The organism is Deinococcus aetherius (assembly GCF_025997855.1).
Lineage (GTDB): Bacteria > Deinococcota > Deinococci > Deinococcales > Deinococcaceae > Deinococcus > Deinococcus aetherius.
The window spans coordinates 2,412,452-2,439,254 of sequence record NZ_AP026560.1 but is presented as its reverse complement, the minus strand read 5'-3'; the positions used below and the strand labels follow the sequence as shown (position 1 = coordinate 2,439,254).

The following is a 26,803-nucleotide window of genomic DNA, read 5'->3' as shown; positions in this document are numbered from 1 at the left end:
CGCATTTCCTGGTGTTGGAATGCGGCGGCCCTGTCGGCAATGGAGTTCTGGCCCTACTTCTGGAACGGCACCATCTTGGCCAGCCGGTCGAGCAGCGTGGCCTGATCACTGGCGCTATTGCCAATGCTGCCGATACCGGGGAGGGCGCCCTGGCCCTCGCTGATCCAGAACGAGGCGCTGTCGGGCGTATTTTCCAGGGTGAGGGTCAGACTGCTGCTGGTGCCCTGGGGGTTGGACGTGAGGGCTGCGCTGGCCTTCAGGATGTTCCAGCCGGTGTGCAGGCGGGCGTTCGCCGTCAGCTTCCCGTCGAACGTCACGCCGGGTTGTGTGGAGGTGCAGTTCAGGCTGCCGCTCAGGTTCACGTCGCGGTCGGCATAGACCCAGAATCGGGCCTCGGCGGTTGCGCTGACCTGGGTGGGGGTCGAGGACTGGGCGTAGCTCACGGGCAGGATGGTCTGGCTGTTGCCGCCCGCCGTTGCCGTCAGACTCGCCACGGCGTAGGCCCGCGCACTTTGATCGCTGACGGTCAGGCTCCCCTTGCACCCCGTCTCCTCGAAGGTGACGCTGCTGATCGAAGTCAGATACGGCGTGACCGCCGACGCGGCCGGAAGTGCCAGCTGGAAAGTCCCGTTGCTGTTCAGCGCCGCGCTGCTGAGCAGCTTGGAGCCCTCCTGAAGGCTGACCGTACCCGCCCCGCCCGTCCAGCCGCCGACCGTGCCGTTGATCGCCGTCGGAGTCGCCGTCGGGGTGACCGTGTTGGTGCAGGCCGTCATCAGGCCGCCGAGAAGGAGGGTGCCGAGGGCAGACCGTTTGAGCTTTTGCATATCCTCACAGCGTAGAGGCTGGGGAAGCGTCCACCCCCGCAGATGTCCGCCTCTCCAAAAGAATGAAGGTTCGATGAAGGCTGGCGGCACATCCCAGCTCGTCCGGCAAAAGAAAACTCCCTTCCAACCTGGAAGGGAGTTCTTGCTGGCCGCGCTTGTTTATCGCTTGCTGAACTGGGGCGCGCGGCGGGCCTTCTTCAGGCCGTACTTCTTGCGCTCGACCTCGCGGGGGTCGCGGGTGAGCAGGCCCCGGGGCTTGAGCTGGGCGCGGAAGTCGGGGTTGACCTTCAGCAGGGCGCGGGCGATGCCGAGCTTGATCGCGTCCGCCTGACCGCTGGGGCCGCCTCCCGTCACGGTGATGATGGCGTCGTAGCGACCGGCGGTGCCCGTCTCGCGGAAGCCCTGGAGGGCGTGGACGGCGCGCAGGAGGCCCCGGAAGTAGGTCTGGAACTCCTTGCCGTTGACGATGATGCGGCCCTCGCCGGCGCGCAGGAACACGCGGGCGACAGCGGCCTTGCGGCGGCCCGTGCCGTAGAACTGTTCAATGGCCATGGTTAACGAACCTCAAGCCGCTGGGGCTTCTGAGCGGTGTGGGGGTGAGTTTCGCCCGCGTAGACCTTCAGGCGGGTGTGCATCGCGCGGCCCTGGCGGCCCTTGGGCAGCATCCCGAAGACGGCGTGCTCGATCACGCGCTCGGGGTGCTTGGCGAGGGCCACGCGGGCCGTCTCGGTCCTGAGGCCGCCCTGGTAGCCGGTGTAGCGGGTGTACACCTTGGTGTCCAGCTTGCCGCCGGTCAGCACGACCTTCTCGGCGTTGACCACGACGACGAAGTCGCCCTGGATGATGTTGGGCGTGAAGTCGGGGCGGTGCTTGCCGCGAATGCGGCTGGCGATCAGGGTCGCCAGGCGGCCCAGCGGCACGTTCGCCGCGTCCACCACGACCCAGTTCTGCTCGTCGTTTTTGGGTACGAAAGTCTTCACGTCTTGCCTCGTGGGGGGAATTTGGCTGCGAGTGCGCCCCGCACCTCGGGGGAAAGGTCTGCGTGCGCCTCCGGGAGCCTCCCGAACGTTCCGGCCCTACCAAGCGCGAAACACCGTTAGCGAGTGTATCAGGGCAGGGGGGAGGGGGGCAAGGGCAGTGAGGGTGAAGTCTGCGCCTCAAGCTGGCGCCGAACGAGGTCCCAGTTGTCCTCAAAACCTCCCTCCTGCAACTGCGAGGCATTCAGGCGCGCGTCGAAAGAGGCAGGGTTGCGAGGACGACGCCAGGGTTCCTTGCGCTCTTCCATGTAGGCCCGATACGCCGGGGCCATGATGTTCTGCACGTCCTGTTGGGTGAGGACAAAAAAACGATCTTTCGCGTCCTCCGTTTCTGCGGCGTTCTTACCCGCGATGGCGACGAAGACGTAGATCAAGTTCGGGTGGTCGAGCTTCCGGTCGCCGTGGTCCACCTGCCTGTTGCCGACAACCTCCAGATTGATCCAGTTGTTTGCAGGAGACAACCATTGGGGTCCTCTCGCCGCCTTGACCTGGACGGGGATGCAACGGCACTGTTCGTCCGCCACCAGCAGGTCGAAGGCAGGCACGTTTCCAGCGAAGGGGGTGGCTACCAGATCAAGCTGTCTCCCAAGTTCAGCGCAAACCAGAAACTCGCCGATCTGCCCTGTCAATTTGTTGCTCAGTCCACTCGCCATCTCACCCGTCTCCAAGCAAAAACTCCAGCGCCCCCAGCAACCGCCGCGCCCACGCGCTCTCGTGGTGGATGCCCTCCGGCTCGGCCACGAAGCATAACTGCTCGCCCATGCCCTTTTCGAGCAGCAGGTCGCGCATGGCGTGGGCGTCTCGCCAGTAGGCACGCATCAGCTCGGGCTCTTCGGGGCCCTCCCGGCCGCCGATGTCGAGCCAGATGCGCCCGGTTGGGGTGGGGCTGGTCTGGACGCGAGTAAAGGACTGGGCGGGCGCAGTCCAGAACGCCGGACTCATCACCCCGGCGTGCCCAAACACGTCCGGGCGGGTGAGCAGGGCGTGCAGGCTGACCAGACCCCCCATGCTGGAACCGATGACGACCGTGCTGCCCGGGCCGGGAAGAGTGCGGAAGTGGCCGTCCACAGCCGGTTTGACCGTACCCACCAGAAAGGTGACGTAGTCGTCCGCACCGCCCCCGTCCGCCGTGCCTGTCAACTCCGGGTTGGGCGACGCGCTGTACTCGTGGAATCTCCGCTCGCCGCCGTGGGGAATGCCGACCGCGATGGCCTCCACTCCCCGCGCCGCCAACTCGGTCAACGTCTCGTCCGCCCCCCACTCGCCGCTGTTGCTCGTGGCCGCGTCGAAGACGTTCTGGCCGTCGTGGAAGTAGACGACCGGGTAGCGGCGGTTCGGGTCTGTGTCGTAAGAGGGCGGCAGCCAGGCGAGCAGGGTGCGCGGGGCGTGGTTCGCGTCGCCTACCCCCTCCCACTGGAGCAGGGTGCCTGTGACCGTGCTGTCCGGCCTCGCCGCGTAGGGGCGCCAGCTCACGTGCCGCCCTCCGTCAGGGCCTCCATCGCCAGGCGGTAGCCCAGAAAGCCCAGGCCGCTGATCTTGCCCCGGCACACGGCGGCGGTGACCGACCTGTGCCGGAACTCCTCCCGCGCGTCCACGTTGCTGATGTGGACCTCGACCACGGGGAGGGGCTGCCCGGCGATGGCGTCGCGCAGCGCGTAGGAATAGTGGGTGAGGGCGCCGGGATTGATCACGATGCCCGCAAAGCCCTGCTCCTGCGCCTCGTGGACCCATTCGAGCAGTTGGCCCTCGAAGTTGCTCTGGCGGCAGGTGACGGTGACGCTGAGTTCCGCCCCCCACCCCTCGCACAGGCGTTCGAGGTCTTCGAGCGTCTGCGAGCCGTACACGCCCGGCTCCCGCAGGCCGAGGCGGTTGAGGTTGGGGCCGTTCAGGACGAGCAGCATGGGGGAAGCGTAACAGGGTGAGTGGGAAGTGATGAGTGGTCCGTGGGCCGCGTCTTTTCCACTCACCACGGACCACTACCTACTCACTGTTTCGACCTCTTCCCGCCACCCCGCGAACTCCCGCCGCAGCACCTCCCCCGGCACCCGCGCCAGGTAGGGCCGCGCCAGGTCATGCAGCAGCACGAAGCGCACCCCCTCCGCGTCCGCCTTCTTATCGCGCGCCATGTACGGCCACACGTCCTCGAACGTGAGGGGGGGAAGGGGCCGGGGCCGCTGCCAGCCCAGGAAGGCGAGCGTGTGCCCGGTCAGGTCCGCCCCGCCGAGCGCGCGGGAGAGGCGGGCTGCGTAGTGCATCCCGTACCCCACCGCCTCGCCGTGCGTGACTCCATGATCGGTGAAGGCCTCCAGCGCGTGTGCGAGGGTGTGCCCGAAGTTCAGGAAGGCCCGCTCGCCCCTCTCCGTCAGGTCGCGCGTGACGACCCCGGCCTTGACGGCGATGGCGTCCGCGAGGGTGTCCTCTAGGTTGGAGCCACCGGGGCGGAAGTCAGGGGACAGGACGCGGGGGAGGAGGGCCGGGTCGGCGATCAGCCCGTGCTTGTACGCCTCCGCCGCACCCTCCGCGAAGACGGCGGGGGGCAGGGTGGCGAGCACGTCCGTGTCGCACCACACGGCCCGGGGAGGCCAGAACGCACCCACCAGATTCTTGCCCTCGGGAAGGTTCACGCCCGTCTTGCCCCCCACCGCCGCGTCCACCATGCCGAGCAGGGTGGTGGGCATGGTGTAGAAGGCGACGCCACGCAGATAACTCGCCGCCACGAAGCCCGCGAGGTCGGTCGCCGCCCCTCCGCCCAGCCCCACCACCGCCCCGTCACGCGGGATGTTCGCCCGTGCCAGCCGCGAGAGCACGCCCGAAAAGACATCCAGCGTCTTGCAGTCGTCGCGGGCGGGGACGCTCACGGTCAGGGTGGGGGAGAGGGCCGACTGCGCCGCTTCGACGAGGAGCACGGGCAGGTCTACCGGGTGGATGAGGGCGACGTGCCGCTCGGGGACGCGGGCCCTGGAAATCAGTCCTGAGCCGACCTCCACGGCGTAAGTCCGCTCGCCCCCGACCTCAATCCGTCGCACGCTCGGCCCCGACGAGTTCTGCCTCCTCGACTTCTGCCCCGGCCTCGGCCCAGTCCCACAGCCGCTCCACGATCTCCCCGGCGATCTCCTCGGCAGGGCGGCCGTCGCTGTGGACGTGGAGGGTGCCCTGGCGGTAGTGCTCCTCGCGCTCGGTCATCAGGGTGCGGATGCGGGTCAGGGGGTCAGGGGTCTTCAGCAGGGGGCGGTCGCTGTGCTTGGTGCGCTGGTAGACCGTCTCGGGACTCGCCCACAGCACGACGACCGGGCCGCGCTCCAGCAGGGTGCGGCGGTTCGTCTCGTGGATGAAGGTGCCGCCGCCCAGGCTCACGACGGCGTGGTCGAGGCGGGTGACCCGGCGTACGACCTCCTGCTCGCAGGCGCGGAAGTAGCCCTCCCCCTCCTGTGCGAAAACCTCGGGGATGGTCTTGCCCACCACGCGGGTGATCAGCTTGTCGGTGTCCACGAAGTGCAGGGCGAGCATCCGCGAGAGTTCCCAGCCCACCCGGCTTTTCCCGGTGCCCATGAAGCCCGCCAGCGCCACCCAGGTGACGGGGCGCTCGATCAGGCCGGTCCCGTGCATGGGGGACAGTCTAGTGGAAAGCCCGCCTCTGAGCGTGACCGCCACACTCTGCCCATGGGCCACGTCCTCGGGAGGTTCCGGGTGCGCAAGGTACGCTTCCAGGCCCGCCTCCACTCGCTCCGCCAGCGGCGACGACACCGGGCTCCCTAGTACGCCTGCACGTAGGCCCGCGCCGCCGCCACCCGCTCCTGCAACTCGGGCAGGGTGTCACCCCCGAACTTCTCCAGCATCGCGTGGGCGAGCACCCAGCCGATCACGCACTGGAGGATCACCCCGGCGGCGGGCACGGCGGTCGTGTCGCTGCGTTCGCGCGCCGCGTCCGAGGCCTCGTGCGTGACGACGTTGACGGTTGGCAGCGGCTTCATCAGCGTGGCGATGGGCTTCATGGCGACCCGCACGATGAGTTCCTCGCCGTTCGTCATGCCCGCCTCCAGGCCGCCCGCCGCGTTGGTCTCGCGGGCGTAGCCCCCCTCCTTGTAGTACACCGCGTCGTGCACGCCGCTCCCGGGCCGGGTGGCGTTCTCGAAGGCCCGCCCGATCTCCACCCCCTTCATCGCCTGCACGCTGAGACATGCCTGCGCGATCCGCCCGTCGAGCTTGCGGTCCCAGTGGACGAAGGAACCCAGCCCCACCGGCAGCCCCCGGAAACGCACCTCCAGGATGCCGCCGAGCGTGTCACCGTCCTTCTTCGCCCCGTCGATCCGCTCGCGCATCTGCGCCGCCGCGTCCGCGTCCAGGGTCCGCAGGTCGGACTCCTCAATGGCGTCCAGCGCGTCCCAGGAGAAGGGCTGCCGGGTCTCGATCCCGCCCAGGCTCGCCACGTAGTTCGCCCCCTCGACCCCGAGTTCGGACAGGAGCTTGAGGGCCACCGACCCGACCGCCACGCGCGCCGCCGTCTCGCGCGCCGAGGCCCGCTCCAGCACGTCACGCAGGTCCTTGTGACGGTACTTGATGCCGCCCGTGAGGTCGGCGTGGCCGGGGCGGGCGTCGGTGAGGGCCTTCTTGCGGGGCTCGCCGCCCGGCTCCGGGGACATGATCTCGGTCCAGTTGCGGTGGTCCCGGTTCTCGACCACGAGGGTGATCGGCGCCCCCGTGGTGCGGCCCGCGCGCACGCCGCTGAGGATCTGGGCCTCGTCGGTCTCGATCACCATGCGGCGGCCCCGCCCGTAGCCACCCTGCCGCCGCCTCAGCCAGGGGTCGATGTCGCCCTTGCCCAGCGGCAGTTGCGAGGGCAACCCCTCGATGATGGCCGTCAGTTGCGGCCCGTGCGACTCCCCGGCGGTCAAGTACCTCATGGGGGGAATGTAGCGTCGCCGTCAGGTTTGGCCCGGGGGGCTGCCCAGACGGCGGGCAGGGGAGAGGAAGCGGGCGGCCCCCGCGTGGAGAGCCGCCCGCCTGAAACCGGCAGGAACTACCGGACGACGTTGCCGGTGATGACCACCAGGAGTTGAGATGCCTTCTTGGTCGTGGACTGCTTGCCGAAGAGGCCGCCGATCACCGGCAGGCTCGACAGGAAGGGCACACCCGTCTTGCCGGTCGATTCGGTGTTGCCGAGCAGGCCGCTGAGCAGCACCGTCTGGCCGCTCTTGAAGGTGATGGTGGTCTGCGCCTCGCTGTTGGAGAAGTCGAGCACGTTGGGGACGGAACTGGGCGTGATGGCGGACTTCGGGGTGTTCACCTGACCGCGCACCCGCAGCGTGATCGTGCCGTCCGGGGCGACCTGCGGGTCGAAGAAGTCGAGGTTGACGCCGTAGTCGATCTGCTTCTGGATGGGGGGCACGTTGGCCGCGCCGGAGGGAATGTTGAGTTCCAGCCGCCCGCCCGACTTGATGGTGGCCGCCGCACCGTTCGACGAGTTCTGCGTGCTGCCGTTCGCACCCAGGGACCGCTGCCCGCTCTGCATGGTGATGCTGCCGTCGTAGACCTGCTTGCTCAGGCCCTGGCTCTCCTGGGCCTGAAGGGTTGGGAACACGTTGAAGCCCATCAGGCTGCGGGTGGGGTCGAACGTCGCGCCCAGGCCGCCGCCCCCCAGCGAGACGTTGAAGCCCCCGAAGCCCACCTTCCAGTCCACCCCCAGGCTGCGGCTCGCGTCCTCGGTGATCTCCTGGATGCGCACCTGCACGTTGATCTGCGGCACGACCTGATCGAGCTGCGGGATGAGTTCGGCGATCTGCCTGACCTGCGCCTCGGTGCCCCGGGCGATCAGCGTGTTCGTGCGCTTGTCGGCGATCAGGGTGACGGCCTCGGCGGCGGGCCGGGCGGCGGTCGTGCCCGTGGTCTGGGTCCCCGTCGTGGTGCCGCCCGAGCCGGTGGCGCCGGCCGGGGGCAGGGCCACGTTGATGGGGTTGCCGTTCACGTCGAGCAGGGTGGTGGGCAGGCTCTTCAGGTTCTGCCCGACGCCGCCCTCGTCGCTCACCTCACGCGCCAACGTGCCCTCCAGCGTCGCCTTGACCTCCTCGGCGCTCGCGTTGATGAGCTGGAAGACGCGCTGCACCGTCTGCGGCCCGGCCTGGGGGGGCGGCGCGGGGCGGTCCACCTGCGTGAGCAGGGCGAGCGCCGCGTCGAGCTGGGTGGGCGGCCCGACCAGAACGAGTTGTCCGGTCTGCCCGACCGGCGTAACCTTCATGCTGGGGTATTGCGCCGCGAGCAGCGCCGTCACGTCTCCCTGCTGCCCCTTGACGTTGTAGATGCGTTGTGCCGTCTGTACGGCGGGGCGGTCCACCTGACCCAGCAACGCGAGGGCGGCGTCGAGCTGGGGTTGCGGCCCGGTCAGGATCAGTTGTCCGCTCTGCCCGAGGGGGGCGACCTTCAGTTCGGGATACTGCGCCCCGAGCAGCGAGGTGACGTCGGCCTGCTGGCCTCTCACCGTGTAGACGTGTTGCATGTTGGAAGGCCGAGCGGCGGCCGCTCGGACGGCTGGGGGCTGCGCGGCGACGATCTCGGCGAGCAGCCGCTCGACCTGCGCCACCTCCTGATTCGTGCCCCGGATGATCACGCTGTTCGAGGTGGGCTCCGCGATGATCCGCATGGTGGGGGAGTCGAGCACGACCTCGTCGCGGGTGGTCTCCGTGGTGTTGGTGCTCGCGCCCTGAGCCGGGGCGGCGTTGCTCTGGCTGCTTACGGTCTTCAGGGTGCCGAAGGACAGCTTGAGCTGCCGCTCCACCAGGGGCGCGCTCAGGGTCTCCGGCAGCTTGACGATCTTCTGGACGGGCTTGGCGCTCACGCGCAGGACAGGCTTGCCGCCGATCCGCAGGGTCTCGTAGCTCAGGCCGTAGATGTCGAGCACGAGCGGCCAGACCTCGTTGAAGGGCTTATTCACGAAGGAGTAGGTGACCTGGGCGGGAGTGTTCGCCGCCCCCTGGGGCGCGGCGTCTCCTCCGTTGTTGCCCCGCAGCACGGCGTCCACGCTGGGCTCCATGATGATCTCGTAGCCCGCGCTCTTCGCCAGGGCGAGCAGCATGGAGGTCAGGTCACTCCCGGCACGGTGCATGTCGAAGGTGACGTTGGCGCCCGAGAGCCCGGCGTCGGCGAGGCGGGAGGAACTGGCGGCGGTGGCCTGGGCGGGGGCGGGGGTCTGCGCGGCGGCCATGCCGAGCGCGGCGGTCAGCAGGAGGGCGTATCTCTTCATGGCTCACCTTTTGTCGAGTTCGAGGAACTTGGTTTCCGTGCCGAGCGCGAGGGTGGCCCCGCTGGCGCTCACGTCCTTCACCACCACGTCCGAGTCGGGCAGGGGTTGCCCCACCGACACGACCAGGAAGCCGCCCTTCGAGCGGAAGATGGCGGTGTTCACCGGGCCAAGGACCCCGGCGTCGAAGGCGAGTTCACGCCGCCGCACGAGGTCGTCGAGCGGGCTGACCGGAGCGGCGTCCACACGGTCTCCACCGAGTTGCGTGATGGGCTGCGGCAGTTCGGGGGTGGGAAGGGCCGTGGCGGAGGCCGTCCCGGTTCCGGCCGCCCCCGTGGCGCCGCCGCTGGCCGAGGAGCGCGGCCCGAGCAGGGCGTTCAGGTCGAGGGCCCCGCCGGGCACGCGGACGCCCGCGACGGGGGGACGGACCGGGGGGGCCGGGGGGACCGGGGCGGCGGGCACGGGCTCACGTCCCCCGCTCGGCGCGGTGAGCGTGACGACGCCTGCGGGAGGCGTGCCGGGAACGGGGAACGCCTTGCCGCTCACCGGCGCGGAGGCCACCTTCACGGGGGCGTTCGTGCTCGGCAGGGGCGGGATGACGACGGGCTCGGCGGGGGTGGGCACCGGGTCGTCGGCGCGGGCGGCCACGCTCGGCAGGGGCTCGGGGGCCGTGAAGGGGGTGGCCGGGAGCGCCGTCCGGGTCACGCTGACCGGTGGTGCCGTCACCGGGGCCGCCGCCACCGGTGAGGGCGCCGCGCCGGTGGCCGTGCCCGCCGCGAGTTCGAGCGGCCGGAAGGGATTGCCGGGCGGCAGCGCTGCCAGGGGGGTATCGGGGTTGATGCCGCCGGGCGGGGGGGCGGCCTCGGCCTTCGGCCGGGCGGCGTTGGCGTCGGAATCGGCACCGAAGGCTGGGATGGAGGGAACCTCCACCTGCCCGTCGGGTTGGACCCGCAGGCCCGCGTCGGGGGCTGCCTCCTGCCCGTCCGCCGCCCCGGAGGCCGGGTCACCGCCGGGACCGGACGGCGTCTGGGCAAGGGCTTGCGACTGCGCGTGGCGCGCACTCAGCCACACGTACCCGCCCCCGATCAGGGCGACGAGCAGCAGCAGCACGAGCAGCACCTTCATCTCGCGCGAGAGCTTGAGGTTCGGGGAGGCAAGGGTCACGGGGCTCTTCACTGGGTTCCCCCCTGGGCGGGCGGGGCGGCGGGGGCGGCGTTCGGGGCCTGGGGGGCGCCTCCCGTGCCGCTCGCCTGGGTCTGGTCGAAGGTGTACACGGTGAGGCCCAGCGTGCCCTCCAGCTCGGGATCGAAGGCGTCTGCCTGGGGCAGTTGCAGGCCGAGCGCGCCCACGGTCGTGAAGCGGTTTTGCGTCTCCAGCGACCGGAGTGCCCGGAATACCTCGGCGAAGCGCCCCCGCACGCTGAGACTCAGGTTGATGGGCCGCACCCCGCCCGGCAATCCCGCCACGTTGCCGTTCTGCACGGTGAAGGTGGTGAGTTCCGCACCCGCAGCGGTGACGTTGCGGCGCACCTCGTCGAGCACGGTGCCGAACTGGGCGGTGGCGGGCAGGGCGCGCAGGAACTGGTCCTGTTCCACCTGAAGCCGCGCGACCGTCTGGCGCAGTTCGGGCAGGGCCCGCTGGGCGGCGCGGTACTGCTCTGCGCGGCTGCGGGTGAGTTCCAGGTCGCCGCGCAGCAGGGTGATCTCCTGCTGGCGCGGCTGGAAGCGCAGGAAGTACCACAGCATCGCGGCCAGCACGCAGGCGGCGAGGACGATCAGGAAGAGCGAGCGTGGCGCGAGCTTAACGGACATCGCTGCCTCCCGTGTTGCCCGCCGAGGCCGGGGTGGGGGTTCCGTCCGGGGCACCTTCCGCCGGGGTGTCGGCGCCCTTCCCCACCAGCCCCACCGAGGCGGCAAAGGTGTAGCGGCCCGTCTCGCCCTCCTGCCCCAGGCTGCGGAAGTTCACCGCGAAGTTCGGGTCGTTCTCGTAGACGTTCAAGAAGTTCACCACCGCCTGCTGGCTGCGCGCCGTGCCCGAGAGGTCGATCTCGCGCACCACGTTCTTGCCCACGTACACGCCCCCCTGTTGCAGGCTGCTCAAGGCGCCCGCGTCGAGGGGCCTGACGTTCATGGAGGTCAGCGCCACCCCGCCCCCCGCCGGAAGCTGCGCGGAGAAGGACGCCACGTCGTTCGTCCAGTACGTCTTGCCGTCCCGCAGTTGCCCGGCGACCGCCGTGACCTCTTCGAGAGTGCGCCCGGTAGCCGTCAGGCGGTCGTACTCGCTTTTGGTGGGGGCGAGCGCGGCGATCTCGCCGTTCAGGCGGTCTTGCTCCGCGCGCAACTGCCCGACCTGGCGGCCCACGACGATCTCGGGGACGAGCAGGGCCAGGATCGTCACGGGCGGCAGGACGTAGGCCGCGTACTTCCAGACGTTCGGCTCGCCCCGCTTGCGCTCCTGCGGGGGAAGGAGGTTCAGTTCAACCACGGCCAGGCACCCCCCTCAGCGCGAGGCCCAGCGGCACGGTGAATTCCGCCGCGTGGGTCTGGAGGTAGCCGCCGTCCACGTTCGCCCCGTCGGTCTGCACCGAGAGCCAGGGGCTGGCGACCTCCACCCGGAAGCCCAGCGCGTCGCCGATGGCGGAGGCGAGCCCGCGCAGCTTGGCGCCGCCCCCGGCGAGCAGGGTCCGGTCCACCACCACGTCGCCCGACTGCACCCGGTAGAACTCCAGCGAGCGCCGGATCTCGGTGATCAGGTCGCCCAGCACCGGGCGCACGACCTCGAAGACCCGGGCCGGGGAGTACTGCTCGCGGGCGAGGTCGAAGTTCAGCAGGTCCTCCTCGTCCTCGGTGGGGGTGGTGGCGGTCGCGTAGCCCAGCTTGACCTCCTCGGCGGCGCCGAAGTCGAGGTCGAAGGCCTTTTGCAGGGCGGTCGTGAAGTCGTCCGCCGACACGCCGATGTTGCGCGCCATCAGCACCCGCTCCCCGCGCACGAGGCTGATCACGGAACTGCTCGCGCCGATCTCCAGCACCAGCCCCACCTCGCCCCCGGGACTCAGCCCGGCGACCGTCGTGCCGTCCACGGTGCTCGCTGCCGTCAGGTGCTCGCCGAGCAGGCTGCCGCGCAGGGCGCGCAGGGCCGCGAAGCTCTTGAGATCCACCACCGTGGGCTCCAGCCCCGCCAGCCGCAGCACCTCGACCTGCCGGGTGACCGCCTCGCTGGGGGCCGCCGCGATCACGACCTCCATCTGCCCGTCTTCGGGGATGGTGGCGGGGTCGTCGAGGAGGTCAAAATCCAGGCTCACCTCTTCGATGGGATAGGGGATGTACCGCTCGGCCTCCCACTTGATGGCCTCCTGGAGGTCCTTGCGCTCCATGCGGGGCACCATGATGTTGCGGGTCACGACCGACTGGTTGGGCACGGCGGTGACCGCGTGCCGCGCCGTGATGCGGTGCTCGGCGAGGAGCGCTTTCAGCTCGCCCGCCACCGCCTGCGGCTCCACGACCAGCCCGTCGCGCATGCTTCCGATGGGCGTCGGGATCATGACCGCGTGCGAGAGCACCGGGGGCGAGCCCGGGCGCAGGGCCACCACCTTGATGGCGCTCGTGCCGATCTCCACCCCGATGGCCGCCGGGCGCGGGTTGAGTAGGCGTTGTAAGAAGCTCGACATTCTCCCTCCAGGACTTCGGCAGGCTTTAACGTTTGCTCATGCTCGGGCGGGCCAGGGCGCGGGCGGGGGGCCGCAGGGGCCACGACGGACGGGGACGGGGGTGCATCAACGGCTCATGCAACCACCTGCCCACTTACGGAACTCTGACAGTTTTCGGGCTCCGGCACGTTTTTTTCGCGTGTCAGCCGAGGAATTCAGCGCCTTGCCCGGAAGCGCGACGTGCCGCCGGGCCTTCCAGCTTCACGCCCCCAGTACGTGAAGGTTCCCCGGCGGCGGTTCTCGCCCCGTGTTCACCTCCGGGGTGGACAAAGGGGTCGACTCCCGGCGGTGGCGGCAGGAGTTGCGGGGAAGCCGCTCGCTTCCCGCGTCCCGGGCGAGGCGGAAAACCGTGAGGAGCAGCGGCCGGAGTGGAGCCCGGGGGGTGTCGTCCTCCTGGGGCTTCGGCGGAGCACCGCGATCAGGGGGTCAGCGGCCGGAGGTCCACGTCGAAGACCCGCACCGCGCCCCCCGGCGCGACCGTCACCACGTCCGCGCTGACAAAGCCCACCCGGCCCGGCCCGTGCGGCACGCTCGCCAGGACCCGGCCCGAGGCGTCCACCCGTTCGAGCGCGGTGCCCGTCAGGCGATAGGTGCCCTGGGGAGTGACCACGCCGGGCGTGTTCGCCGTCGTGACCCCCGTCGGGGTGACGCGCAGGAAGGGCTGCGGCGCGCGGTCGAGGATCACCCCGTCCTCCACCCGGCGCAGCGTTCCCGCCAGGAGCACGTAGTCCTGCCCGTCCCCGCCCGTGACCGCCGCCGAGGGTGCTCCCGCCACGCCCGTCGCCGCCGCCCCCGCGTAGGTCACGGCGCTGCCGTCCTCGCGGTAGGCCCGCGTGCTCGACAGCGCCACCACGCGCCCTGCCGCCACCGAACGCGCGGCCCGGTCGAGGGTCACGACCACCCCGGCAGCGGGCACCGCCGCCCAGGCGTCCCCGCCGTTCCAGGCGACCGCGACCGCCGGGGGGAGCGCTGGGCAGACCGCCCGGTATGAGGGCGCCCGCGCCACGCAGGCCCGCCCCCCGTCCACCCACGCCACGCCCTCCACGCCAAAGGCCGCGTCGAAGGCGGGGGCGCGGGTGGCGGTGGTGGGGGCGCAGGCGGTCAGGGGCAGAAGGCAGAGGGCCGAAAGCAGAAGGCGGCGCATGGCCCGATTCTCCCCGGGCCGACGCTGAGGGGCGTGAAGCCTCCCCGCGTCCCGCTCAGGTCCAGCGGTCACCCCAGGCGTGCATGGCGGCGATCACGCCCTCCAGGGCCCGGCCCTTGGGGGTCAGGGTGTATTCCACCCGGGGCGGCACCGCCGGGTAGACGGTGCGGGTCAGCACCCCCTGCTCCTCCAGCTCGCGCAGCTTGTCTGTCAGGGTCTTGGGACTCACCCCGGTCAGGGCCGCGCGCAACTCGCCGTAGCGCCGGGTTCCGCGCAGGAGTTCGCGCACGATCAGGGTCGTCCACCGTCCGCCGATCACGTCCACCGTCCGCTCCACGCTGCACTCCTTGCGGCGCACCTGCTCCTCGTAGTTCATCTCCTGAAACTATGTTCCTTTTTGGTGCCTTCTTCAACTGTTGATGCACGGCTGCTAGGGTGAGCCCGTGGAGAGGTGCGGGGGCGCCCGGAGGGCGTTCATCCGGCCGCAGGACGTGTGGGCAGGAGAGGAGCGGCGGGGGCAGGACCCGGCGCCCCGGCCTCGCCCCTGTCCCGGCACGCGCTTCTCCCAAAGGAGGGACCATGCAGACCATTCTCGTGACGGGAGCCACGGGCTCACAGGGACGGCCGGTCGTGGAGGGGTTGCTGGAGGCGGGGTACGGGGTGCGGATGCTCGCTCGCCACCCCGAGCGGGCGGGCGACCTGACCGCCAGGGGTGCCGAGGCCGCCCCCGGCGACCTGGGCGACGTGGAGGCGGTGCGGACGGCGGTGCGGGGCGCGGACGGCGTGTTCCTGCTCGTCCCCTTTTTCGCGGACCCCGGCGCCGCGCTGGAGTACGGCCGCCACGTGATCGACGCGGCGCGGGACTCGGGGGTGCGGCTCATCGTCTGGAACCCCACGGGCGAGATTCCCCCGGGCCCCACCGGCAACCCGGCCCTCGACCTGCGGCGGGACCTCCTCGCGCACCTGGAGGCGAGCGGCGTGCCCCACGTCGTCCTGCAACCGACGGCCTACCTGGAAAACCTGCTGGGGCCCTGGACCCGGGAGGAGGTGGCGGAGGGAGACACCTTCGCCTACCCCACCCCGAACGAGGTCCGCATCCAGTGGATCGCCACCGCCGACGTCGCCACCTTCGCGGTGTACGCCTTCGGCCACCCCGACCTCGCGCCCCTGAACCTCAAGATCAGCGGTCCCGAGCGCCTGAGCGGGGAGGAGGTCGCCGAGCGTTTCAGCCGCGCCCTGGGGCGAAAGGTCACCTTCCGGCCCATGCCCCCGCGCGAGTTCGGCGAGCGGCTGGACCGCGTGTTTCCCGGGATGGGCGAGGACGTGACCCGCGCCTACGAGATGGCTTACACGAACCCTGAGATGATGTCTACCCACGTGGACATAGACGCCGCCCTGGCAAAGATGCCGGTGCGCCTCACCACCGTCGAGGAATGGGTGCGGCAGCACGCGGGGGCATTCAGCCCGGCGGTGGAGAACCAGACGGTCTGACCCTCAAACGGAACAGGACAGGGGGCGGCTTCACCTACAGGTGGCCGCACCCTGTCCCGTTGAAGGGTAAGGAGACAATGTGTTCAACATCCGGGGCGACGGCTATGAAATCAGTTTGGTTGTGGAAGACCTCCAGCGCGCGTTCGAGGATGCTTCCGCCGTCGATTTTCATGTGCGAATCAAGGTACGTCGGCACGGCACTGACACTCGATATGATTTCAACGTTGATGACCCGTTACAGAACGACGGGCGAATGCGGTCGGGAAAAGTTCTTCTGGGCGTCCGACATGATCATCTTAGAGGACTTTCGACCGGAGACCCTCCGGCTGGCCGTATCGGAGCTGATTTCGACTGGGGAGTACCGTCAGGCCTTGTCTAAGGTTGATGACCTTGGGGAGAACTGACCTCAGACACTTCACTCCTCCCGCTCCCGCAGCAGGGCGTCGACCACCACGTCCAGCCCCACGCCCTCCTCGGCCCGCCTCTCGGGCGTCCAACTGATGCCCCGGCTCGCCTTGACGAGCACCACGTCCCCGTCCCGCACCTCGGTGAGGAGGTCGGCGAGGAGGTCGGGCACGGTGCGAAAGGCGCGGTCGCCCAGTTCCGGGGCGAAGGCTCCGACCCCGTAGGTCAGATCGGCCCGCTGGCGCGCGTGGGCGCCCACCCCCGTGTGCAGCTCGCGCTCCGTCTCGCCGAGTTCGAGCATCCGCCCGAGCACGCTGATCCGGCGGCCCGGGAACGCGGCGAGGGCGTCGAGTGCAGCCCGCACGGCGAGCGGCGAGGCGTTGTAGGCGTCGTCGATCACGGTGAAACGCCCCGGATGCACCCGGTAGCGGCCCCCCGGCACCTGCACGTCCGCCATCCGCGCCGCCGCCTCTTCCGGGGACACCCCCGCCCCCTGGGCCAGCGCCAGCCCCAGCACCGCCGCCTCCGCCTGCACCCGTGAGGCGAGGGGCAGGGAGACGGGCACGCCCCGGAAGGAGAAGCGGGCGCCTTCCGGCGTGACCTCCAGGTCCTCCCCCGCGAAGGTCGCCCCCTCGCCGAAGCCGTAGGTCGCAGCGCCGGGATACCAGGGCGACGCCTGCGTGCTCACCAGCCCGCGCCGCCCTTGCAGGATCACGCCCTTCTCGCGCGCGATGCCCTCGACGCTGCCCAGGGCTTCCAGGTGCGCCTCCCCGATGCTCGTCACCACGCCGATGTCGGGCCGCACGAGGTCCACCAGCTCGGCCATCTCGCCCACCCGGTCGATGCCCATCTCCACGACAAGGGGCCGCTCGCTTCTGCCGAACTCGATCAGGAAGCAGGCGATGGCGGGCATGGTGTTGTACACGGGCATGGTGTGCGCGCCCAACGCCGCTGCCGCGTAGCTCTTGGCGGTCGTCTTGCCCACGCTGCCCGTGATGCCGACGACGAGCCCATTCCTCGCCCGCTCCGCCCGCGCCCAGGTAAAGAGGGCCTCCCTCGCCTCCGGCACCCGCACCGCCCGCTCCACGTCGAGGTCGGTGAGGACGAAGGGCGCGCCCGCCGCCAGCGCCGCCTCCACGAAGCTGTTCCCGTGCATCCGCTCCCCCGGCAGCGCCACGAAGGCCACCTCGGGGCCGGCCTGCCGCGAGTCCCAGGTCAGGCGCGCGGCGGGGGAGGCGTCCGGGTGAACGGCGGCGGGGAAGGGGAGGGCGGCGCGGGGGTCGAGCATGGGCGGAGGATACCCGTACCCTGGGGCTCATGAGCGACCCCCACCTCGGCACCGCGCACATCCACACGGTCTGGGACCGCGACCTTGCGCCCGCCCTGAGCATCCGGCCTGGCGACACGGTGACCTTCGGGACGCTGGATGCCTCGGACGGCGCGGTGGCCCGGCGGGTGGCGGCGGGGGAGGTGGAGGCGCCCCCCGAACTCGCCGCCCTGATCGCCGCCGACGCCTTCCCCGCCCGGGAGGGACCGCGCGGCCACCCGCTGACGGGGCCGGTGTTCGTGGGGGGCGCCGAGCCCGGCGACGCGCTGGTCGTCGAACTGTTGGACGTGCGGGCCGCCGCCTGGGGCTGGACCGCCTGCCGTCCGAACGGGATCGGCCTCCTCGACGCCGTGCTGGCCGAGGAGGGCCTGCAACCCTACACCCACCTCTGGGACCTGCGGGCGGGCACCCACGCCGACTTCCGCCCCGGCATCCGCGTCCCGCTCGCGCCCTTCCCCGGTGTGATGGGCGTCGCTCCCGCCGAGCCCGGCCCACACCCCACCGCCCCGCCCCGGCAGGTGGGCGGCAATATGGATGTCAGGCAACTCGTGGCGGGCAGCAGCTTTTATCTCCCCGTCGAGGTCCCCGGCGCCCTCTTCTCGGTGGGCGACCTGCACGCGGCGCAGGGGGACGGCGAACTGAGCGGCACGGGGATCGAGTGCGCCGGACAGGTGACGCTCCGTTTTGGGCTAGAGCGCGGCGCGGGGCTCTCCACCCCGGAATTCACCACGCCCACCCACGGCGGCAGCAGCACCCGCTGGCACGCGACCACCGGACACGACCCCGACCTGATCACGGCGGCCCGGATCGCTCTCCGTGCTCTCCTGCGGCGGCTCCAGGCGCGCGGGCTGAGCCTGGAGGAAGCCTACGTGCTGTCGAGCGTGTGCGTGGACCTCAAGATCAGTCAGATCGTGGACGCGCCGAACTACACGGTGAGCGCGTTTCTGCCGCTGGATGTATTCGCGGAGGGCTGAAAGCAGAAGGCAGAAGGCGTGATTTGCCTCCTGCCTCTGGCCTACTCTTACAACTCCCCCCGCGCGAAGTCCGCCATCACCCCCGGGGCGGCGCTGTCGAAGCCCACCACGTCGAGCATGTCGGCCCGGTTGGGGTCGGCGATGCTGAATCCGGTCGCCGTCAGGCCCACCACGATCAGGCGCGCGGGGAGGCCGGTCTTCTGGCGGTAGCGGTCGAGGGCGACGGTGGGGTGGACCTTGCCCGCCCAGGTCTCGTTGTCGGTGTAGACCACGAAGGTCTCCGCCTCGACCCTGTTCTGGGCCGCCCACAGCATCGGCTGGGCGCAGTCGGTGCCGCCGAAGCTCGCGCTCTGAGCCTTACGCATGGCGCCTTCCAGCGTGTCTCCCGGCGTGATCCCCAGCTTGCGGAACCCGTCCGCGAAGCCCATCGTCAGCGCCTGGGGCTCGGTGCGCAGGGCGACCAGGCTCATCGCGGCGGCGGCCATGTTGGGCGTGAGGCCGGGCGTGCCCTCGACCTGGCCCCAAGTCATGCTGCCGCTCACGTCGAGTGCGAGCAGATGCCGCGTTCCGGCGGGCCGCACGTTCCCGAAGGCCGTGTGAAAGGCGTCTTCCAGCGCGTCCACCACCCGGGGCACGGGCACCCACTCACCGCCGCCCTTCACGCCGCGCCCCTGGCCGTACACGAGGCGAGCCTTGAGCGCGTCGAGGGGGTGGATGCGGCCCCGCTTGAGCTGGGCGGGGTCGGTGACGCGCTCGGTCACCACCCGCGTCACCTCGGAGTCGTTGACGCTCAGCACGCCCACGCGACCGAGGTTGCCCAGGTTACGCAGCAGCCACGTCAGGCCGTTCGTCGCAAACGCCGCGCGGTAGACCTCCGCCCCGCGCAGCCCGGTGGGCACCGCCTCGATGGGCAGGCCGTACTCGCCCATGAGCCTCGCCGCCTCGCCGTCCGTCCCTGCGTTCAGGGCGAGCAGGTGGCCCTCGATCACGCGCAGGGCGGGGTCCGAGGCACCCTCCAGCACGCCGTTCACCATGAACCGCAGCACCGCGTTGCGGGCCTCGTCCGTGGTCCTGGGGTGCGCGAGGCGCAGGGCGTCACGCATGTGCCAGCCGTCGCGGGCCTTGTACTTCACGGCCCACAGCGCGAGGCGCTCCAGGGGCGCGTCCTCGTACACGCGCGCCACGCCCCGGCGAGTCAGGCGACCCCAGCCGCCCAGCGCGTTCGCGAAGGCCAGGAAGTGCAGCAGCATCGTGCCCGTGCGCGCGACCTCGGAGAGTGCGTTCCAGGCCGCCTGACGGTCAGCCACGTTCGGCGCCGTCTTGGCGATCAGCGCGAGCACGAGCAGCGCGGGGTCCATCTTGGGCGCACGGTTGCCGCGCACCGCGTCCAGCGTCACCCGCAGGGCGGTGGCCGCGTCGCGCTGAACGAACTCGCGCACGAAGTCGGTGGCCTGCACCGTGTGCGCCCGCTCGCCCGCGTAGAAGGTGCCGCCATCGGTTCCCAGCACCAGGAAGCGGGTCAGGCGGCCCTCGTCCGGGAGGGCGTACACGAATCCGCCCGCGTTGTTCTTGACCTGACGCGCGTCCAGGCGCTCGGTCTGCTTGCGGCTCTTCGGAGAAACGGCTTTCAGGAGGTTCTTCATGGCTTCGGCCCTCCTTTCAAGGGGGCGAGGGGGGAGAAGGGGCGCTGGAGTCACCAGCGGCGACCGGGCACGCGGCGTGCCGGGTGGAGAAACGGACAGGGGTCGAACCTGCAGCCTCCCGGTTCGCTCCCGGGTGCTCTGTCCTGCTGAGCTACCGCTTCTTGAGGTTGTTGTGAGGTGGAGCGGGCGGGACTCGAACCCGCGACCCGGCCATTAACAGTGGTAACCTTCCCGCTTCGGCCCGTGGGGCAAGGGATGCCGGAAGGGGTTTTCCTGCTCTACCCAGGCACGCAGAGACGCTTCATGCACTGCAAGGCAAGCTTCAGGCCGCCCTGAAGCGTCCGGCCACGTACCAACTGAGCTACCGCTCCACGCGATGAGAGAACAAAGGGAGGTGGGAACGGGCGGGATTCGAACCCGCGACCTCTCGATCCGGAGTCGATAAGCCTGGACCTTCGGCCCGCCCATCTCGGCGAAACAGGGGGCAAGGGGTGGTCAGGCGAAGTGCTCTGTCCGCTGAGCTACCGTTCCCATCTGAAGAAGAGTCTCCGCGCGGCGGGGCAGGAGTCGAACCTGCGACCCAACGAGTATCGGTAAGCCTTCCGCTGCGGCCCGTCGCACCCGGGGGCACGGGGGCAAGGGGTCGTGGAAGGCAGGCGTTTGCTCTACCAACTGAGCTACCGCGCCGCGCCGAGACTGGTGGATGGGGTGGGACTTGAACCCACAGAAACCGAAGTTTCCGGTTTTACAGACCGGCGCGACTCGCCTCCGTCGCCGCCCATCCATGTGCCGGAAGTTGGGGCCTTCCGGCGGTGCCCTGTGGGGTGGGTGTCTGGAGTCGAACCAAGTTTCACCGAGAACCCTCGCGCGTCGGCCCGCCGGGCAAGCCGGGGGCAAGAGGTGCGGAGGGGTTGAACACCCACCATGAGAGGTCGGGGAAGGGTTACCCTCTCGCTTCGGCCCAGGAGAACCGGACGAGGGGGGGCGGCAGGGGAAGATTCCCCGTGGAGCAGGCTGGTCGCCAGTCCCATCAAGCAGGGGCACCGCCGTCTCCCCGCTGGTCGCGGGGCGTCTTGCTGCTGGACGAAACCTGCGTGAAGGGCTCAGGGCAAGGGGTGGGCCACGGGATGTGCACGTGCGCGAAGCACGGTTTCCTCGGGGATGGTGAAGAATAACCGTCGCCCTTCGGCCCTGAGCATTGGCGATCCCGGCGGGACACGAGGGCCGCGTCACCCGGCAGACAACCGGGCGTCCTGGCCGCCGGACGATGGAATCAGGGTGAAAAGACCGGGCAAGGCGTGACACTGGGGCGTGGTCTACAGGAAGGTAGGTAACCCAGCGTCTTCGGCCCGGTCAGTGAGGCGCGGCGCGTGGCCTCGTCCTCACCCGGGGCAGAGTCTACGGAGGGAGCGGTGGGCGGCACATTCGCCGCATGGCGCAGGGAAGGAGTAAGCCAAGTGATGCAGAAGGCGGACGGCAGACAGCAGAAGGCCGGGGACGCTTCCGCTCTCGCCACCCCGGCCCTCTGCCTCCGCTTTCTGCCCCTTGCGCCTCTACTCGATGGTCACGAGATAGTCGTACAGGTCCGGCCCGCCGGAGTGCGCCTCGACCTCGGCCTCGGGGTAGTCCTGCCCGACGCGCTCGGCGAGGGCCTGGAGGTCTTCCGGCGTCTTCTGCGGCCCGCCGAACACGGTGACGATCTCCTGGCCGCTGTAACCGCGCATCAGCATCTCCATAACGGAATCTTCGGGAGTGCCGCCCGATTGCACGAGTTCGTCGTCTTGCAGGCCGATCACGTCGCCCTCGCTGATCGCTAGAGTGCGCCCGTCCTTCGTCGTGATGTTCGTGGTGCGGCTGGCGCGCGTGACCTCGAAGGTGGTGACCCTCCCGGCGGCCTCCTCCATCTCGGCCCTCAGCGTCTCGGCGTCCACATCGGCGTTGAAGGCGAGCGCGGCGCCCATTCCCTGCCCGAGCGTGCGGGTAGGCACGACGACGGCGCGGCCCTCCATCAGTTCCGTCGCCTTCTCGGCGGCCATCAGGACGTTCTTGTTGTTGGGGAGGATCAGAACCTTCTCGGCGCTCACCGACCGCACCGCGTCCACGATGTCCTGCACGCTGGGGTTGGCCGTCTGCCCGCCCGAGACGATACGCGCGCCCAGCGAGCGGAAGAGCTTGACGAGGCCGTACCCGCTGGCGACGGCGACGAGGCCGGAGGGCGGCACCTCCTCCTCGGCCCGCGCGGCAGCTCCCGCCATGCCCAGGATTTCGGTGTGCTGCTCGGACATGTCCTCGACCTTGGTCTTGAGCATCCGGCCGTAGCGGCCCACCGTGGCGAGGAGTTCGTCGGGCTCGTTCGTGTGGATGTGGCCCTTGACGTAGCCCTCGGCGCCCACCACGAGCAGGCTGTCCCCGAAGGGGGAGACGAGTTCGCGGATGTCCTCGATGGACCTCGTGGAGTCCGACATCAGGAACTCGGTGCAGTAGCCGAACTCCTCGGTCTCGAACCCCTCCTGAGCGTAACTCGTGATCTCGGGTGCCTCGGGCAGCGCCTCACCGCGCAGGGCCGCCAGCATCCCCTGCACCACGTACAGGTAGCCCTGCCCGCCCGAATCGATCACGCCCGCCTGCTTGAGCGCCGGAAGCATCTCGGGCGTCTGGTCGAGGAGACGCTGACCCTCAAAGAGCGCCTGTTCCAGCACGGCGTCCACCGTCTCGCGCTCACGCGGTCCCTCCGCCCCGTCCGCCACCCCCCGCGCCACGGTCAGGATCGTGCCCTCGACGGGCTTCATGACGGCGCCGTACCCGGCCTTCTGGGCGGCCCGGAAAGCCGCCGCCAGCGTCCGCGCGTCCACGGTCGGCCTGTCGCGTACCGCCTCGGCGAAGCCCTTGAGGAGTTGCGAGAGGATCACGCCGCTGTTGCCGCGCGCCCCCAGCAGTGCCCCGTAGCTGATCGCGCGGGCGACCGAGGCCATGCTGCTCTCGTCGCAGGTGTCGAGTTCGCGCCGCACCGACTGCATCGTCAGGTGCATGTTCGTGCCGGTGTCGCCGTCGGGGACGGGGTAGACGTTCAGGGCGTTGACCTGCTCGCGGTACACGCCCAGCCAGTCGGTCGCCACCCGCAGCATCCGCGCGAGGTCGGCGGGTTTGAGGAGTTCGACATGTTCAGGCACGCTGCACCCCCACCGCGTGAACGCGCGTCGCCTTGAGGGTGATGCCCGCCTGGGTGCGGACGATGTGCTCCACCCGCTCCACGATGTTGCGCGCGACCGTGGGGATACTGACCCCGTAGGCGACCACGACGTACAGGTCGGCGAGGTAGTCGGGTCCCTCGCGGCCGATCACAACCCCCTCGCGGGCGTTGGCGCGGCCGAGCACGCGCGACAGGCCCTCCTTGAGGTTGGCGGGGGCCATGCCGACCACGCCCGGAACCTCGTGCGCCGTCAGGCCGATGAGAGAGGCAAGCGCCGCCTCGGTGATGTTGATGGTGCCAGTCACAGTAGACGTCAGTATACGTGAGCCCCGGCGGGCTCCCACCAATGCCCTTGCCATGCCTCCAACACGGAGGACAAGCCCGTTCGCCGGACTCCTGCCCAAAATGTACGAGCAAGGCCTATCTCATCCGCAACCCTCTCCCGTGGGGTCACGGTCCGCTGATCTGAAGAAGTCCTTAATGTCAGGGAATCGTCAGGAGATGCGCCCATTGTGTGCAATACTTCTCAAAAAGCATGAGCATTGTGAACCACTCCGCTGGAGTTGGGCAGCCCCTCAACGGGTCTGTCGAGTACGACCTTTGAAAGGAAACCATGATCAACACAGGAGAAACTCAGGTTCGGGGGACCCTTCGAGGAGACAATGTCTTCATTCAGGTTTCAGGAACGACAGACAACCTTGAAGGTCGGCTGAACATATCCATCAAGAGGTTTACCTCTTTGCTGTTCAGAGTGACCCTCGTCCTGGCCTTGCTCAGCGTGTTCCTCGACTTCTTCGACGCTCACGTTCCCAACTTTCCCGGCGGGGGATGGCTGCACCACGCCTTTGACCTGGACGCGGAGGCCAATATCCCGACGTTCTTCTCCACGGGCCTCCTCCTGCTGGGGGGCTGCCTGAGCCTGCTGATCGCGCGGGTGGGTGCTCGTGCGGGCTCCACAGCGTCCAGCGCCGGGTCGTGGCGCCTGCTCGGCTTCATCCTGATCCTGATGGGCGGAGATGAACTGCTGATGTTTCACGAAACCCTGGGGAGTTTTCTGGACAGCCCCTTTCACGTCGCGGGTGTGTACGCTTGGGTTATTCCGGGCACGCTGGCGGTGCTCTGGTTCGTCTGGTCGTTCTTCCGTTTCTTCAAGAGTCTGCCGAGTGCCGTCAGGAGATATCTGGCCCTCTCGTTCCTCCTGTTCGTGGGTGGCGCCGTAGGCCTGGAGTACGTGGAGGCCGTGAACCGCAAGGTCATGGGGGAACTCGGGCTCTCGGGTCTTCTCCTCACCAACAGCCAAGAGACACTGGAGATGCTGGGCGAGATTGTCCTGGTGAAGGGCCTGCTGATCTACATCCGGGACTTCCTGGAGTACCCCAGGACTCAACTGGCCCTGCTGTTTGGCGATTGACTCGTCCCTCGTCTGCTCCCCATCACCCGGGGTATTTAGTTTGGAGGAGGACGGGGCTCATCCCTGGTTCCGTCGCGCTCTCAATCTGCCAAAGATTCCCGGGGAGAAGGAAAAAAGTCCGCCATAGACGGACTTGTGCTGGTGCCGAGAGCGGGACTTGAACCCGCAAGGGCTAGGCCCGGCCGATTTTAAGTCGGATGCGTCTACCGATTCCGCCATCCCGGCCCGGGGGGAGTATAGAGAAAAACCCCGCCGGGATGGCGGGGCAGGTGGTGGAGGTGGGCGGAGTCGAACCGCCGTCCAAAGGTCCTTCCAGCGTGCGTCTACGTGTGTATCCCGCTCTTTGGTTGTCGGGTGACGCGCCGCCAGCGGGCGGGCTTCGCGTCACCGTATTTCCATTTGTTTTCGCCTTCGGTTATGGAACCTCACCGGGGCTAGCCTTCTTTTGGTTCAGTTCGCGCCGCGCCAAAGGCCGGGCTAGGCGGTCACTGTCTCACTTAAGCAGCGAGAGCGATGTTCTGGTTGCCAGTTAATGGCTTTGCCGTTTGTTTACGAGGCCAACGGCACCTCGACACGCAACATCACCTTCGGTTCCCCTGTCGAAACCGGGTCACCCCCAGCCCAAAGAGTGTAGCAGAACGGGGCGAAAAGCATCCTGAACCTTCTCACGATCTTTCCTCATCCGGCAGGGCCGGACGGCCTCCCCGCAGCCTCACCTCTCCTGCCTGAACCGCCCGTTCAGCGTGCGCCACTGCTTGCGCCCGTAGGCGTAGACGGGGTGGGTCCAACGTCCGGCCACCACGCCCTCGCGCAGGGCGGCGATCAGGCTCTCGGGCGTGCGGATGACCCGGAAGGGCGTCTCCACCCACGCCTCCCCGATGTCGCGCAGGGTGTGGGCGTCGCTCCCGGCGCACTCCGGCAGGCCGCGCTCCCGGGCCCAGGCGGCGGCCACGTGGTTCCAGTGGTGGCGCGAGAGGCGGGAGTTGAAAGTCTCCACGATGTCCACCTGATGGGCAATGCGCGCCGTCGCCTCGGGCCTCAGGCGGTAGCGTTTGAGGGGGTCGAAGCCGTGCTGTAGCATCACCAGGCCGCCCTGCGCCTTGATCTCGCGGGCAGTTTCCTCGGGGGTGAGTTTCGGCGGAATACGTTCTTGCAGGAACAGGCCGATCAGCTCGCCCTCGCTGGTGGTGACCTCCTCGCCGGGGATGATGCTGAGGCGGTCGTCCAGGCCCATATCCGCGACGATGCGGGCGAGTTCGGGGCCGCCGCGCTGCTGGTCGTGGTCGGTGACGGCGAGGGCGCGGGTGTTCGTGCGCAGCATCCAGGCGGGGACGCTGCGCAGCGGGGTGCGGCAGTCGTGGCTGACCTCGGTGTGGGTGTGGAGGTCCACGCGCATGACCTGCACGCCGTCACGGAAGACCACGTTGTTGATCAGGACGGGCATGTGCCTAGCCCTCCTTGTCTGGCGGCACGAGCACCTGGAGGGCACCCGGCCAGACCTCAATGCAGACGGTCCCCGTCACGCCCGGCTGCGCGGCCCGGACCTCGCCGTCCACATGGAAGGCCTGCCCGACGTAGGGAACCCCGACCGCCCGCGCCTCGTCGCTCAGGACGCTGGGCAACGCCTCGAACTCGTCTCGCGCCAGCGCCGCGAGGTAGGTGAGCAGACCATCGAGTTGCTCCCCGTCCACCCGGATCACGTTCAGCCGCCCGTCGGTGGGGTCGGCGGTGGTGGCGAGACGTAGGCGCGGGCCCGTCGCCTTCATGTTCATCACCTCCACCAGGGCGCAGGCGGCCTCCGGTTGCGCCCGCCCGTCGAGCGTGAGGGCCAGGGGCGGCGGCTCGAAACCGCGCAGGGTGGAGGCGAGCGCCTGCACGGCCCGCAGCGGGCTCTTGCCCTCCTCCGGGTCGTACTTGGCGAGCACGTCGGCGAAGGCGCCGCAACCGCACGCCTCCACGAAGAAGTCCTCGCCCCAGGGCGCCGTCACCCGCCCGAGGTCGAGCGGCACGGTCCGGGCGTGCTCGTACCGGGCCAGCACGTCCAGGGGGGCGCCCTCGATGCCCAGCGTCCGACCGATGTTGTTCGCCGTCCCCATCGGCAGGATGCCGAGCCGTACGCCCGACCGCCCGGCGAGGTGCAGGGCCGCCGCGCGCACCGTGCCGTCCCCACCCGCCACGAACACGGTGCCCCGGACATCCGCCAGCGCCGCCGCGAGGTCCGCCTCGTCGTCCGTCGCCCGGTAGACGGGCCGGTAGCCGAGCCCGTAGAGCGCCTCCACGAGGAGGTCGGGGCTGGCATTCGCGCTGCCGCCCGCCCTCGCGTTGAAGATCAGCGTCGCGTCGGTCACGTCCGCGCCCGGCACCTGGGGGGCGGCCGGAGAGTCGAGGGTCATGGGAAGACTGTAGCCCATCATGCAGTA

General features: G+C 69.7%; 26 protein-coding genes, 6 tRNA genes and 1 other RNA gene. 4 read left to right on the top strand and 29 right to left on the bottom strand.

The genetic code is table 11. The features are described 5' to 3' along the window. Nucleotides 1-53 precede the first annotated feature (53 nt). From DAETH_RS12420 to DAETH_RS12345, 16 genes are all read right to left on the bottom strand, one after another. Entirely contained in the window at nt 54-824 is a 771-nt protein-coding gene (locus DAETH_RS12420) for a hypothetical protein (protein ID WP_264775197.1), read from the bottom strand. Nucleotides 825-983: 159 nt separating this feature from the next. After that, on the bottom strand, nt 984-1,376 hold the full coding sequence (rpsI, locus tag DAETH_RS12415; RefSeq protein WP_264775196.1) for a 30S ribosomal protein S9: 393 nt from the start codon (nt 1,374-1,376) through the stop codon (nt 984-986). A gap of 2 nt (nt 1,377-1,378) precedes the next feature. Next, nucleotides 1,379-1,804 carry a 50S ribosomal protein L13 gene (rplM, locus tag DAETH_RS12410; RefSeq protein ID WP_264775195.1) on the bottom strand — a complete coding sequence of 142 codons (426 nt, stop codon included), beginning with the start codon at nt 1,802-1,804 and terminating at the stop codon, nt 1,379-1,381. Nucleotides 1,805-1,932: 128 nt separating this feature from the next. After that, on the bottom strand, nt 1,933-2,514 hold the full coding sequence (locus DAETH_RS12405) for a hypothetical protein (protein WP_264775194.1): 582 nt from the start codon (nt 2,512-2,514) through the stop codon (nt 1,933-1,935). A 1-nt stretch (nt 2,515) separates the two neighbouring features. Continuing rightward, nucleotides 2,516-3,334, bottom strand: a complete 819-nt coding sequence (locus DAETH_RS12400; protein WP_264775193.1) for an alpha/beta hydrolase — start codon at nt 3,332-3,334, stop codon at nt 2,516-2,518. Beyond that, a complete protein-coding gene (gene aroQ, locus DAETH_RS12395) occupies nt 3,331-3,762 on the bottom strand; it encodes a type II 3-dehydroquinate dehydratase (RefSeq protein ID WP_264775192.1) in 432 nt (143 codons plus the stop codon). The genes DAETH_RS12400 and aroQ overlap by 4 nt, the downstream gene beginning before the upstream one ends. A 75-nt stretch (nt 3,763-3,837) precedes the next feature. Continuing rightward, complete coding sequence (gene aroB, locus DAETH_RS12390; protein ID WP_264775191.1) at nt 3,838-4,887, bottom strand: 3-dehydroquinate synthase; 1,050 nt, start codon at nt 4,885-4,887, stop codon at nt 3,838-3,840. Beyond that, on the bottom strand, nt 4,874-5,467 hold the full coding sequence (locus DAETH_RS12385) for a shikimate kinase (RefSeq protein ID WP_264775190.1): 594 nt from the start codon (nt 5,465-5,467) through the stop codon (nt 4,874-4,876). Before DAETH_RS12385 ends, aroB begins: the two co-directional genes overlap by 14 nt. Before the next feature lie 146 nt (nt 5,468-5,613). Next, nucleotides 5,614-6,762, bottom strand: a complete 1,149-nt coding sequence (gene aroC / locus DAETH_RS12380; RefSeq protein ID WP_264775189.1) for a chorismate synthase — start codon at nt 6,760-6,762, stop codon at nt 5,614-5,616. A gap of 116 nt (nt 6,763-6,878) precedes the next feature. After that, nucleotides 6,879-9,095: a type II secretion system protein GspD gene (locus DAETH_RS12375; protein WP_264775188.1), complete on the bottom strand. Its 2,217-nt coding sequence runs from the start codon at nt 9,093-9,095 to the stop codon at nt 6,879-6,881. Between the two features lie 3 nt (nt 9,096-9,098). Then, entirely contained in the window at nt 9,099-10,256 is a 1,158-nt protein-coding gene (locus tag DAETH_RS12370) for a hypothetical protein (protein ID WP_264775187.1), read from the bottom strand. A gap of 8 nt (nt 10,257-10,264) precedes the next feature. Continuing rightward, a complete protein-coding gene (locus DAETH_RS12365; protein WP_264775186.1) occupies nt 10,265-10,903 on the bottom strand; it encodes a type IV pilus inner membrane component PilO in 639 nt (212 codons plus the stop codon). Further along, nucleotides 10,893-11,576 carry a fimbrial assembly protein gene (locus DAETH_RS12360; protein ID WP_264775185.1) on the bottom strand — a complete coding sequence of 228 codons (684 nt, stop codon included), beginning with the start codon at nt 11,574-11,576 and terminating at the stop codon, nt 10,893-10,895. Before DAETH_RS12360 ends, DAETH_RS12365 begins: the two co-directional genes overlap by 11 nt. After that, nucleotides 11,569-12,759 carry a type IV pilus assembly protein PilM gene (gene pilM / locus DAETH_RS12355; protein ID WP_264775184.1) on the bottom strand — a complete coding sequence of 397 codons (1,191 nt, stop codon included), beginning with the start codon at nt 12,757-12,759 and terminating at the stop codon, nt 11,569-11,571. The genes DAETH_RS12360 and pilM overlap by 8 nt, the downstream gene beginning before the upstream one ends. A gap of 457 nt (nt 12,760-13,216) precedes the next feature. After that, entirely contained in the window at nt 13,217-13,942 is a 726-nt protein-coding gene (locus DAETH_RS12350; RefSeq protein ID WP_264775183.1) for a hypothetical protein, read from the bottom strand. Nucleotides 13,943-13,997: 55 nt separating this feature from the next. Next, complete coding sequence (locus DAETH_RS12345) at nt 13,998-14,318, bottom strand: winged helix-turn-helix transcriptional regulator (RefSeq protein WP_264775182.1); 321 nt, start codon at nt 14,316-14,318, stop codon at nt 13,998-14,000. Nucleotides 14,319-14,521: 203 nt separating this feature from the next. Here DAETH_RS12345 and DAETH_RS12340 point away from each other — a divergent pair, with 203 nt between their 5' ends. Together DAETH_RS12340 and DAETH_RS12335 are read left to right on the top strand one after the other, a co-directional pair. Further along, complete coding sequence (locus tag DAETH_RS12340; RefSeq protein ID WP_264775181.1) at nt 14,522-15,433, top strand: SDR family oxidoreductase; 912 nt, start codon at nt 14,522-14,524, stop codon at nt 15,431-15,433. Between the two features lie 79 nt (nt 15,434-15,512). Next, on the top strand, nt 15,513-15,812 hold the full coding sequence (locus tag DAETH_RS12335) for a hypothetical protein (protein ID WP_264775180.1): 300 nt from the start codon (nt 15,513-15,515) through the stop codon (nt 15,810-15,812). A gap of 36 nt (nt 15,813-15,848) precedes the next feature. Here DAETH_RS12335 and murF read toward each other — a convergent pair whose 3' ends face one another. After that, nucleotides 15,849-17,126: a UDP-N-acetylmuramoyl-tripeptide--D-alanyl-D-alanine ligase gene (gene murF / locus DAETH_RS12330; protein ID WP_264775179.1), complete on the bottom strand. Its 1,278-nt coding sequence runs from the start codon at nt 17,124-17,126 to the stop codon at nt 15,849-15,851. A gap of 29 nt (nt 17,127-17,155) precedes the next feature. Between murF and DAETH_RS12325 the strand changes: the two genes are divergently transcribed. Further along, the gene (locus tag DAETH_RS12325; protein WP_264775178.1) at nt 17,156-18,139 is read left to right on the top strand and encodes an acetamidase/formamidase family protein; all 984 of its coding nucleotides are present in this window, start codon (nt 17,156-17,158) and stop codon (nt 18,137-18,139) included. A gap of 47 nt (nt 18,140-18,186) precedes the next feature. On the opposite strand, the gene rsr is transcribed toward DAETH_RS12325, so the two are convergent. From rsr to DAETH_RS12285, 8 genes are all read right to left on the bottom strand, one after another. Then, nucleotides 18,187-19,782, bottom strand: coding sequence for an RNA-binding protein Rsr (rsr, locus tag DAETH_RS12320; protein ID WP_264775177.1), 1,596 nt, complete (start codon nt 19,780-19,782; stop codon nt 18,187-18,189). A gap of 84 nt (nt 19,783-19,866) precedes the next feature. Then, nucleotides 19,867-19,943, bottom strand: a tRNA-Arg gene (locus DAETH_RS12315). 17 nt (nt 19,944-19,960) lie between these two features. Then, nucleotides 19,961-20,153 (bottom strand) — tRNA-Asn (locus DAETH_RS12310). A gap of 25 nt (nt 20,154-20,178) precedes the next feature. Then, nucleotides 20,179-20,313 (bottom strand) — tRNA-OTHER (locus DAETH_RS12305). A 20-nt stretch (nt 20,314-20,333) separates the two neighbouring features. Next, a tRNA-OTHER gene (locus DAETH_RS12300) sits at nt 20,334-20,471 on the bottom strand. A gap of 8 nt (nt 20,472-20,479) precedes the next feature. Then, nucleotides 20,480-20,566, bottom strand: a tRNA-Tyr gene (locus tag DAETH_RS12295). Nucleotides 20,567-21,335: 769 nt separating this feature from the next. Then, nucleotides 21,336-22,907 (bottom strand): DAK2 domain-containing protein, encoded by a 1,572-nt coding sequence (locus tag DAETH_RS12290; RefSeq protein ID WP_264777435.1) that lies wholly within the window; start codon nt 22,905-22,907, stop codon nt 21,336-21,338. Between the two features lie 37 nt (nt 22,908-22,944). Beyond that, nucleotides 22,945-23,277 carry an Asp23/Gls24 family envelope stress response protein gene (locus tag DAETH_RS12285; protein ID WP_264775176.1) on the bottom strand — a complete coding sequence of 111 codons (333 nt, stop codon included), beginning with the start codon at nt 23,275-23,277 and terminating at the stop codon, nt 22,945-22,947. A 446-nt stretch (nt 23,278-23,723) separates the two neighbouring features. On the opposite strand from DAETH_RS12285, the gene DAETH_RS12280 reads away from it, so the two are divergent. Then, nucleotides 23,724-24,383, top strand: coding sequence for a hypothetical protein (locus tag DAETH_RS12280; RefSeq protein ID WP_264775175.1), 660 nt, complete (start codon nt 23,724-23,726; stop codon nt 24,381-24,383). A gap of 139 nt (nt 24,384-24,522) precedes the next feature. On the opposite strand, the gene DAETH_RS12275 is transcribed toward DAETH_RS12280, so the two are convergent. From DAETH_RS12275 to DAETH_RS12260, 4 genes are all read right to left on the bottom strand, one after another. Then, nucleotides 24,523-24,608: transfer RNA gene (locus tag DAETH_RS12275), tRNA-Leu, on the bottom strand. 45 nt (nt 24,609-24,653) lie between these two features. Further along, nucleotides 24,654-25,001: a transfer-messenger RNA gene (ssrA, locus tag DAETH_RS12270) on the bottom strand. Nucleotides 25,002-25,095: 94 nt separating this feature from the next. Beyond that, on the bottom strand, nt 25,096-25,827 hold the full coding sequence (locus DAETH_RS12265) for a PHP-associated domain-containing protein (RefSeq protein ID WP_264775174.1): 732 nt from the start codon (nt 25,825-25,827) through the stop codon (nt 25,096-25,098). Nucleotides 25,828-25,831: 4 nt separating this feature from the next. Beyond that, entirely contained in the window at nt 25,832-26,776 is a 945-nt protein-coding gene (locus DAETH_RS12260; RefSeq protein WP_264775173.1) for a diacylglycerol/lipid kinase family protein, read from the bottom strand. Between the last annotated feature and the right edge of the window lie 27 nt (nt 26,777-26,803).

What these genes read in the sequence shown, in the direction of transcription:
- pilM (WP_264775184.1), bottom strand. Translation starts at nt 12,759, where the DNA reads ATGTCGAGCTTCTTACAACGCCTACTCAACCCGCGCCCGGCGGCCATC.
- rsr (WP_264775177.1), bottom strand. Translation starts at nt 19,782, where the DNA reads ATGAAGAACCTCCTGAAAGCCGTTTCTCCGAAGAGCCGCAAGCAGACC.
- aroQ (WP_264775192.1), bottom strand. Translation starts at nt 3,762, where the DNA reads ATGCTGCTCGTCCTGAACGGCCCCAACCTCAACCGCCTCGGCCTGCGG.
- DAETH_RS12385 (WP_264775190.1), bottom strand. Translation starts at nt 5,467, where the DNA reads ATGCACGGGACCGGCCTGATCGAGCGCCCCGTCACCTGGGTGGCGCTG.
- DAETH_RS12375 (WP_264775188.1), bottom strand. Translation starts at nt 9,095, where the DNA reads ATGAAGAGATACGCCCTCCTGCTGACCGCCGCGCTCGGCATGGCCGCC.
- murF (WP_264775179.1), bottom strand. Translation starts at nt 17,126, where the DNA reads ATGCTCGACCCCCGCGCCGCCCTCCCCTTCCCCGCCGCCGTTCACCCG.
- DAETH_RS12405 (WP_264775194.1), bottom strand. Translation starts at nt 2,514, where the DNA reads ATGGCGAGTGGACTGAGCAACAAATTGACAGGGCAGATCGGCGAGTTT.
- DAETH_RS12340 (WP_264775181.1), top strand. Translation starts at nt 14,522, where the DNA reads ATGCAGACCATTCTCGTGACGGGAGCCACGGGCTCACAGGGACGGCCG.
- DAETH_RS12265 (WP_264775174.1), bottom strand. Translation starts at nt 25,827, where the DNA reads ATGCCCGTCCTGATCAACAACGTGGTCTTCCGTGACGGCGTGCAGGTC.
- DAETH_RS12345 (WP_264775182.1), bottom strand. Translation starts at nt 14,318, where the DNA reads ATGAACTACGAGGAGCAGGTGCGCCGCAAGGAGTGCAGCGTGGAGCGG.
- DAETH_RS12290 (WP_264777435.1), bottom strand. Translation starts at nt 22,907, where the DNA reads ATGCTGCGGGTGGCGACCGACTGGCTGGGCGTGTACCGCGAGCAGGTC.
- DAETH_RS12420 (WP_264775197.1), bottom strand. Translation starts at nt 824, where the DNA reads ATGCAAAAGCTCAAACGGTCTGCCCTCGGCACCCTCCTTCTCGGCGGC.
- DAETH_RS12365 (WP_264775186.1), bottom strand. Translation starts at nt 10,903, where the DNA reads ATGTCCGTTAAGCTCGCGCCACGCTCGCTCTTCCTGATCGTCCTCGCC.
- aroC (WP_264775189.1), bottom strand. Translation starts at nt 6,762, where the DNA reads ATGAGGTACTTGACCGCCGGGGAGTCGCACGGGCCGCAACTGACGGCC.
- rpsI (WP_264775196.1), bottom strand. Translation starts at nt 1,376, where the DNA reads ATGGCCATTGAACAGTTCTACGGCACGGGCCGCCGCAAGGCCGCTGTC.
- DAETH_RS12260 (WP_264775173.1), bottom strand. Translation starts at nt 26,776, where the DNA reads ATGACCCTCGACTCTCCGGCCGCCCCCCAGGTGCCGGGCGCGGACGTG.
- DAETH_RS12350 (WP_264775183.1), bottom strand. Translation starts at nt 13,942, where the DNA reads ATGCGCCGCCTTCTGCTTTCGGCCCTCTGCCTTCTGCCCCTGACCGCC.
- DAETH_RS12325 (WP_264775178.1), top strand. Translation starts at nt 17,156, where the DNA reads ATGAGCGACCCCCACCTCGGCACCGCGCACATCCACACGGTCTGGGAC.